The organism is Sedimentitalea sp., from assembly GCF_039973035.1.
Classification (GTDB): domain Bacteria; phylum Pseudomonadota; class Alphaproteobacteria; order Rhodobacterales; family Rhodobacteraceae; genus Sedimentitalea.
The window spans coordinates 25962-34149 of record NZ_JBDWLR010000041.1 but is presented as its reverse complement, the minus strand read 5'-3'; the positions used below and the strand labels follow the sequence as shown (position 1 = coordinate 34149).

The 8188-nt window shown below is 55.7% G+C and carries 6 protein-coding genes and 1 pseudogene; 1 reads left to right on the top strand and 6 read right to left on the bottom strand.

The genetic code is table 11. From position 1 onward, the window contains the following. A pseudogene (locus tag ABJO75_RS08705) lies at positions 1 to 739 on the top strand (IS3 family transposase); the annotation flags it as partial. A 171-nt stretch (positions 740 to 910) separates the two neighbouring features. Here the strand turns inward: ABJO75_RS08705 and ade are convergent. The 6 genes from ade to ABJO75_RS08675 are packed head-to-tail and all read right to left on the bottom strand — an operon-like array spanning position 911 to position 8168. Beyond that, on the bottom strand, positions 911 to 2704 hold the full coding sequence (ade, locus tag ABJO75_RS08700; protein ID WP_348432449.1) for an adenine deaminase: 1794 nt from the start codon (positions 2702 to 2704) through the stop codon (positions 911 to 913). Between the two features lie 29 nt (positions 2705 to 2733). Beyond that, positions 2734 to 3654 carry a nucleoside hydrolase gene (locus ABJO75_RS08695; RefSeq protein ID WP_348432448.1) on the bottom strand — a complete coding sequence of 307 codons (921 nt, stop codon included), beginning with the start codon at positions 3652 to 3654 and terminating at the stop codon, positions 2734 to 2736. Continuing rightward, complete coding sequence (locus ABJO75_RS08690; protein ID WP_348432447.1) at positions 3638 to 4534, bottom strand: PfkB family carbohydrate kinase; 897 nt, start codon at positions 4532 to 4534, stop codon at positions 3638 to 3640. The genes ABJO75_RS08695 and ABJO75_RS08690 overlap by 17 nt, the downstream gene beginning before the upstream one ends. A 1-nt stretch (position 4535) precedes the next feature. Next, the gene (locus ABJO75_RS08685) at positions 4536 to 5522 is read right to left on the bottom strand and encodes an ABC transporter permease (RefSeq protein ID WP_348291334.1); all 987 of its coding nucleotides are present in this window, start codon (positions 5520 to 5522) and stop codon (positions 4536 to 4538) included. A 1-nt stretch (position 5523) separates the two neighbouring features. Continuing rightward, complete coding sequence (locus ABJO75_RS08680; RefSeq protein ID WP_348291336.1) at positions 5524 to 6630, bottom strand: ABC transporter permease; 1107 nt, start codon at positions 6628 to 6630, stop codon at positions 5524 to 5526. Then, positions 6630 to 8168 (bottom strand): ABC transporter ATP-binding protein, encoded by a 1539-nt coding sequence (locus tag ABJO75_RS08675; RefSeq protein WP_348432445.1) that lies wholly within the window; start codon positions 8166 to 8168, stop codon positions 6630 to 6632. Before ABJO75_RS08675 ends, ABJO75_RS08680 begins: the two co-directional genes overlap by 1 nt. Positions 8169 to 8188: the final 20 nt, after the last annotated feature.

Sequence of the window (8188 nt, the reverse complement as noted above, 5' to 3'; positions counted from 1 at the left end):
GATTTGCTTTCATCGACGCCTGGAAAGAAGAATGGTCTGTCGAGTTTCTCTGCCAGATTATGCGGGTCACATCGCGGGGGGGGCGTGCTTGGCAGGTGCGCCCGATGAGCCAACGTTAGCATGATGATATGGTGCTTTTGGTCCATATCCGTGAGCAGTACCGCCTCAGCCTGGAAAGCTATGGGCGGCCGCGTATGACCGAAGAGTTACAAGAATTGAGCTTGAATGTCGGTCACCGTCGCGTTGGTCGTTTGATGCGTGAGAATGGCATCAAAATCGTCAGAACCCAGAAATACAAGGCGACGACCATTGCCCGGCAGGCGATTGCAAAGCAATCTGCCGAGAGGGGGACAGCAATCACACGTTCAACATTGCGCCCAATTTGCTGGATCAGGACTTCTCAGCTGATGGTCCCAACCACAAATGGGCTGGAGACATCAGCTACATCTGGACCAGCGAAGCTTGGCTGTATTTAGCCGTTAACCTTGATTTGTATTCTCGCCGCGTCATCGGTTGGGCCGTTAGTAACCGCATGAAGCGGGATCTGGCGATCCGGGCGTTGGACATGGCGGTGGCCCTGTGACAGCCGCCCAAGGACTGCATTCATCATACGGATCGCGGGTCGCAGTATTGTTCCAACGAGTATCAAAAACGTCTGAAAAAGCACGGCTTCAAGGTATCAATGAGCGGCAAAGGTAATTGTTACGACAATTCCATGGTTGAAACGTTCTTTAAAACCCCTTCTCGGGACATTGCTACGCAATACCCTGAGGTATCTCGCCTGTGCAATTGATCGTATGCCGCTTTGGACAACGCTAAATCCGTACGAAGTTAAAGGACGCCCGGCCCCAACGCGATTTGTAAAAAACAACCGGATGGTCCAAGGAAAACTCAAGCCATCCAGCGCGATCTAAATCTCAACCACATTGGTCAATTCAAATTTCGTGACATCGACAAGCCCAAGATCACTGATCCGCAATTCAGGAATGACAACGAGTGCCAGCAGAGAATGTTGCATATAGGCATTGTTCATTGTGCAACCGCAGACGGCCATCGCCTCGATCATCTTTTTGGCTTGGGCTGCGACCTCGGCGGCGGGTTTGTCGGACATCAGTCCCGCAATCGGCAGTTCGATGAGCGCAAGTTCTCTGCCGTCTTTGAAAACGGTCACACCGCCGCCGACGTCACCCAACCGGTTTGCCGCAAGCGCCATGTTGGCGCGCGATGTGCCGACAACAATCATGTGGTGACTGTCGTGCGCCACGGTCGAGGCGATGGCCATGTCGCCGGTATATCCAAAACCAGATACAAAGCCGTTTGACACATGGCCCGTTCCGCGATGGCGTTCAACAAGTGCGATTTGACAGACTTCGCCCGTAGCCTGCACCCGGCCTTCGGTGACGGGAAGTTCAAAGGTCAGCGCTTTGGTTGGAGCTTGATTTTCAACCACTCCAATCACTTTGGCGGTGACGGCGTTCGCGCCTTCGGGGGCTGGAATATCAAAATCCGCCTCGTCCAGTGTTTTGCCCATATGCACGGTTTGGCGTGCGGTGTCTGGCCAGTTGAAATGCGGACATTCAACGGTGATCTGCCCATTGATCGCGACGGTCTTGCCGCGCGCAATTACCTGTTCGATCGGCAGTGATTTCAGATCAGAGGTGACAATCACATCCGCGCGACGGCCCGGTGCAATGCTGCCCAACTCGCGTTCAAGCCCGAAATGGGTCGCCGTGTTGATCGTCGCCATTTGCAAGGCCACCAGCGGGTCACAACCACACTCAATCGCATGACGGACAACGCGGTTCATGTGCCCGTCGTTCACAAGTGTTTCGGCCATGCAATCATCGGTACACAGGATGAAATTGCGGGGATCAAGACCGCGTTCTGTCACGGCGGTAATCTGGCTTTCGACGTCGTACCACGCTGATCCCAGTCGCATCATGGAGCGCATGCCGTTGCGCACCCGCGCCAGCGCGTCCGTCTCTGCTGTGCCCTCGTGATCGTCCGCTGCGCCCCCCGCCACATAAGCCGAAAACGCGGCCCCCTTATCGGGCGACGCATAGTGCCCGCCAACGGTTTTACCAGCGTTCATCGTCGCGGCCATCTCTGCCAACATCTGGGGATCACCATTAATGACACCGGGGAAATTCATCATTTCGCCCAAACCAATAATCCCCGGCCAACCCATGGCTTCGGCCACATCTTCGGCGCTGATCTCAAACCCTGTTGTCTCCAATCCGGGCGCAGAGGGCGCACAAGACGGCATCTGGGTGAAGATATTGACCGGCTGCATTAGGGCTTCGTCATGCATCATGCGCACGCCTTCAAGCCCAAGCACATTGGCAATCTCATGGGGGTCGGTAAACATTGTCGTGGTCCCGTGCGGGATCACTGCGGCGGCAAATTCAGCGGGCGTCAGCATGCCGCTTTCGATGTGCATATGCCCGTCACACAGCCCCGGGATCAGATAACGGCCAGTGGCGTCGATCGTTTGGGTATCTGGGCCAATGCAATGGGACGCATCAGGCCCGACATAGGCAAACCGCCCTTCCGCAATAGCCACCTGCCAGCCCTCCAACACCTCACGTGTCTGGACATTCACCAGTTTACCGCCCGTGATCACAAGATCGGCGGCATCCCGTCCCGCAGCTACAGCGATAAGACGCGGGGCAACATCGGCCCAAGATTGAAGATTCTGGGTCATAGGTTTTAGTCCAACTGTCTTTGAAAGGGTTAGGGCAACGTCGCCATGGTAGTTTTATAACGGTTCAGGACGGCGGGGATATCGACGTCCATGCAGATCTTGCACACCCGTTCTGAGAAAGCATGCGGTACCATTTCCCCGATGTTTTCGCCTTCGGTGATCACTTGAAGCCTGACGTCTCGCATGGTGAACAGTTCCGGTGCTTCGCAGGCGATAAGCGCTGCGGGGTCGTGCAAATAGCCCTGATATTTCCCAGTCACCGTCTCATAGAACCGCATGTAGAACTCACCGATGTCCTTAAGGAACCCTCCCGCTTTGGGAGACTTTTCCGCCATGTCATCGTAATCGCTTTGGAAAAACGAAATCTGGGTCGTCACATCCAGCCCCACGATGATGACGGTGCCAGTACCGGGGGCGGTCAGCACTTTGTTGGCGGCATGGGGGTCATTCCAGAAATTCGCCTCGGCGTGGGGGGTGACGTTTCCGCCCGCCTCAAGAGACCCGCCCATGATGACAAGTTGGCGCAGGTTGGCGATAAAGTTGGGATCGATATCCAACGCCAGTGCGATATTGGTCAGCGGGCCGATGGCGCAGACGGTCAATTCGCCCGGCTTACGCGCGGCCTCAGCCGCCAAAAACGCCGCCGCGCTTTCGGCTTCGGCAGTGGTTGAAATGGTGCGGTCGATCATGTCGCCAAAGCCGTGTTTGCCGTGAACATGGGCGCTGGGGGTGTTTGGCGTGATCTTAAGCGGGGTTTGCGCGCCACCATAGACGGGGGTTTGTGTCTGTACACTTTCCGCTAGCCACAGCGCGTTTTGCGTCGCGTCTTCGACCGTGACATTACCGAAAATGGTGGTCATCGCCACCAGGTCCGTTTGTGCAGAAGCATGCGCATAATAGAACGTCATTGCGTCATCGACGCCGGGATCTGTATCAAGAATTGTCTTCATTTGGGTATCCTTTCAGGACTTCTTGGACGTCTTGCAACGTCGGAATGGAATGTGCAGCACCATAGGTCTGGATCGACAGGGCTGCGGCCGCGTTCGCCATGCGCAAAGCGTCTATATCGGACAGGCCTGCCAACACAGCGCAAAGGAAAAAGCCGAAAAACGTATCCCCCGCCGCCGTGGTGTCGATGGGTTTCACCGGAAGGCTTGCGATATGAAGCGGCATTCCATCACGATAAAGAGTCGCGCCGTCCGCGCCTTTTGTGACGACAACGAGGGGGATGCCGATCTTGGCAATTGTCGTGGCCAGTGCCTGTTCCAACTGCGCAGCCTCGATCTCGTTCAACACGAGCAAATTAAGATGCTGTGAAAGTGACCGCACCAATTCGGCGTCAAAAGGGGCTGCGACAAGCCCAATTTTCATGCCCTTCGCACGGGCCTTTTCGACGGCGTAGTGCTGGTTGTTGGTTTCGTTCTGAAGAACCAGCCAATCTTCAGGTTTGGCTGTGACAAGACATTGATCGATATGGTTTCGCGAAATTTCGGTATTGGCACCTGCGCATAAGATGATAGCGTTTTCGCGGTCATCGTCTAGCAACACATAGGCTTCGCCTGTTGCATGATCCGCGCGTTCAATCGCCTCAGTCTTGAGCCCAAATCGTTCGATTTCACCTAGCGTATCAGCGTCGTCCTTATGAACTGCGCCGATATGGGTGACGAGCTGTCCCGCACGGTGCAGCGCAAGGGATATGTTCAACCCCTTTCCGCCCAAACACGTCGAGGCCTCGTGCCCAGCGAGGGTTTCACCGGGGCAGGGGAAACGCCGCACTTTAATAGTTTTGTCCCGATTGATCGAGCCGAGGTTAAATACAGTCGCCGACATCCTATTGCCCTTTCACATAAGGTTCGCCAGCGGCACGCGGCGGGATCGCCCGCCCGATCAGCCCGGCTAGAATAAGGATCGTCAGCAGATAGGGAAGTACGTCAAGCAATTGCCCCTGCACTCGGATTGTCGCGATCCGTTCGACCACATCAGGTCGCAGTGAAAGCGCTTGCAAATACCCGAACAGCACGGTCGCCCCAAGTGCATGCCATGGTCGCCATTTCGCAAAGATAAGGGCTGCAAGGGCGATATAGCCCCGCCCCGCCGTCATATCGCGCGTAAAGCCCGCCTGAAGGGATGTCGCCAGATAAGCCCCTGCGACGCCACATAAAATGCCACAGATAATCACAGCGCTATAGCGCAACCTTACGACCGAAATGCCGGCGGTGTCGACAGCCGCAGGGTTTTCACCAACCGCCCGCAACCGCAGCCCGAACCGTGTTCGGTACAAAATCCACCATGTCGCCGGCACCGTCAAAACAGCCAGATAGGTGATGATCGAATGGCCTGAGATCAGTTCAGAATAGATGCGCATGACCAAAGGTGCATCGTTAATCTCTCGGATCTTTGTCAACGCGCCGGGCCAATTTAGGGTCTCAAAACGGGCGGCCCCAGACAGCTGCGGCGTGCGCCCGCCTTGTGCAAACCAGCTTTGGGCGGCAACGACTGTTACACCTGCCCCGAAAAAATTGATCGCCACGCCAGAAATCAGCTGGTTCCCGCGAAAGGTGATCGACGCCAGCCCATGCAACAGCGACAGCGCAACGGCCCCTGCGACCCCGGCCAGCATCCCAACCCAAGCACTGCCTGTGACATAAGCCGCCGACGCAGACATGAACGCCGCCATCAGCATCTTGCCTTCCAGCCCGATGTCCACAACACCTGCGCGTTCTGAAAACAGGCCCGCCAAACACGCCAACAAAAGCGGAACTGCAAATCGAATGGCACCGTCAAGCACGGCAAGATCAAATAAGGCTGTTATATCCATCTTAGTCTTTAGTCCCTCTGGTTTGTGGGCCACGCAGCATGAACCATGCAAACTCAACAGGGGCACGCATCATGTTATTCAGCGCACCTGTGAAAATGATCACCAAGGCCTGAATGACGATGATCATGTCGCGCGGGATATTTGACTGCAGCGCAAGTTCGGCCCCACCTTGATAAAGGGCCCCGAACAGAACGGCGGCAAGCACGACGCCCATGGGATGGCTACGCCCCATCAAGGCGACAGCAATCCCAATAAAGCCCGCCCCCTCGACGGCATTCAAGACCAAGCTTTCGGCCTCTCCCATCACATTATTGATCGCCATCAGGCCTGCCAAACCGCCCGATATCATCATTGCTACAATGGTGATTTTCGACGCACTTATTCCGGCGTATTGGGCTGCGCGCACCGATTGGCCAAAGCATCGGATTTCATACCCCAGCCGGGTTTTCCAGATCAAAACCCAGACCGAAAATGCAGAGACAAGCGCGACGAGGAAGGTAATGTTCACCGGGGATTGTGCCGAAAACGGAATGCCAATGGGGGCCAGCAAATCGGCCAGCGACGGCAGGCTTGTTGTTTCGGGAAACTTGGCGGTTGCGGGGGCCATCCCTTCACCCTTGATGGGGCCGATCAACAGATAATTCAAAAGGCCCGCGGCCACAAAGTTCGTCATGATCGTGGTGATCACAATGTGGCTGCCACGTTTTGCCTGCAAATACGCAGGCCCCAGCGCCCAAAGCGCACCAAAGGCAGCCGCGCCGATGCTTGAGACCACCAGCGCCAGCGACCAATGCGGCCATGGAATATAAAGGCAGACCAAAGCAACCCCCAAACCACCCAACATCGCCTGACCTTCGCCACCGATGTTGAAGATCCGCGCCTGAAACGCGACGGCCACGGCAAGGCCCGTGAAAATGAAATTCGTTGTATAATAAAGCGTATAACCCCACGCGTAACTGGATCCGAACGCGCCGTTTACCATCACTTTGGCAGCCAGCCACGGGTTTTCCCCAATGGCCGCCACAAACAACGCTGAAATCACCGCCGCAGACAACAAAGATAGCATTGGGACAAAGACGATGTCCGCCCATTTAGGAAGCGCGAACATCACGCGGCCTCCTGACGCATACCGGCCATCAACAGGCCAAGTTCATTGGCATTGGTTTGCGCCGTCTGCCGCTCCCCCATGATTTCGCCATCAAACATGACGATAACCCGGTCAGTCAGGGCAAGAATTTCGTCCAGTTCGACCGACACTAATAGAATGGCTTTGCCCTGATCGCGCAACGCGATGATCTGCTGGTGAATGAATTCGATCGCCCCGATATCGACGCCGCGTGTGGGTTGGCCGACAAGCAGAAGATCTGGGTTATTCTCAATCTCGCGGGCGACCACCAGTTTTTGCTGGTTGCCACCGGAAAAATTCTTGGCTGCAAGGTAGGGATCGCGGGGACGCACGTCAAAGCGCTCCATCTTGGCGGCGGTATCCGCCTGAATGGCCGCGTCGTTCATCAACATCCCATGGCGGCGAAATTTCGGGCTGCGATGATAGCCAAAGGCGATGTTTTCCCATGCGGTATGGTTCATGATCAGCGCATCGCGGTGCCTGTCTTCGGGGATGTGACCGATACCCGCCACGCGACGACTGGCGGCATCAGATCCACGGCCCTTCAATGGCAAGGCGTCGCCGTTCAGTGTGATGTCGCCCTGTGCCGCCGAACATCCACCAAGCACTTCAAGTACTTCGGATTGACCATTGCCGCTGACACCAGCAATGCCCAATATTTCGCCCGCTTTCACGTCAAACGAAATGCTTTTGACCCGCTGCACGCCACGCTCGTCTGTCACGCTCAAACCCTTGACCTGCAACACAGCTGGGCCTGGTTTGGCCACGGCTTTGTCCACTTGCATCATGACTTTGCGCCCCACCATAAGCTCTGCCAGCTTTTGCGGTGTGCAGCCTGACGTCGGCAATGTGTCGATGATTTCACCACGTCGCATGACGCTGACCGTGTCGGTGATGTCCATAATTTCGCGCAGTTTGTGCGTGATCAGTATCGTGGTTTTTCCTTCGCCACGCAGGCGTTTGAGAATCGCAAAAAGCTGGTCTGCTTCTTTGGGGGTCAACACACCCGTTGGTTCATCAAGGATCAGGATTTCGGCGTTCCGGTACAGCGCCTTAAGGATTTCGACACGCTGCTGCATGCCGACGCCAATATCGGACACCAAGGCATCTTGATCGATTTCAAGCCCATAGTCCCGCGACAAAGCCTCAAGCGATGTGCGCGCATCCGCCATCGCACCACGCAAAACCCTGCCCCCTTCTGCACCAAGCAGGACATTTTCCAGCACGGTAAAGGTGTCGATCAGTTTGAAATGCTGGAACACCATGCCAATGCCCGCCGCGATAGCCGCTTGGCTGTTGGCAATCTGAACCGGTTGGCCGTTGATCGCGATGTCGCCTGTGTCAGCCCTGTAATAGCCGTATAAAATCGACATCAGCGTCGATTTTCCCGCACCGTTTTCACCAATGATCCCGTGAATTGTGCCGGGCATAACATCGAAGGTGATGTTTTTGTTAGCAACGATAGGGCCAAAGGATTTTGAGACATCCCGAATGGAAATCGCAGGGCAATCTTGGGGCATATTGATCCTCATGAAAGACA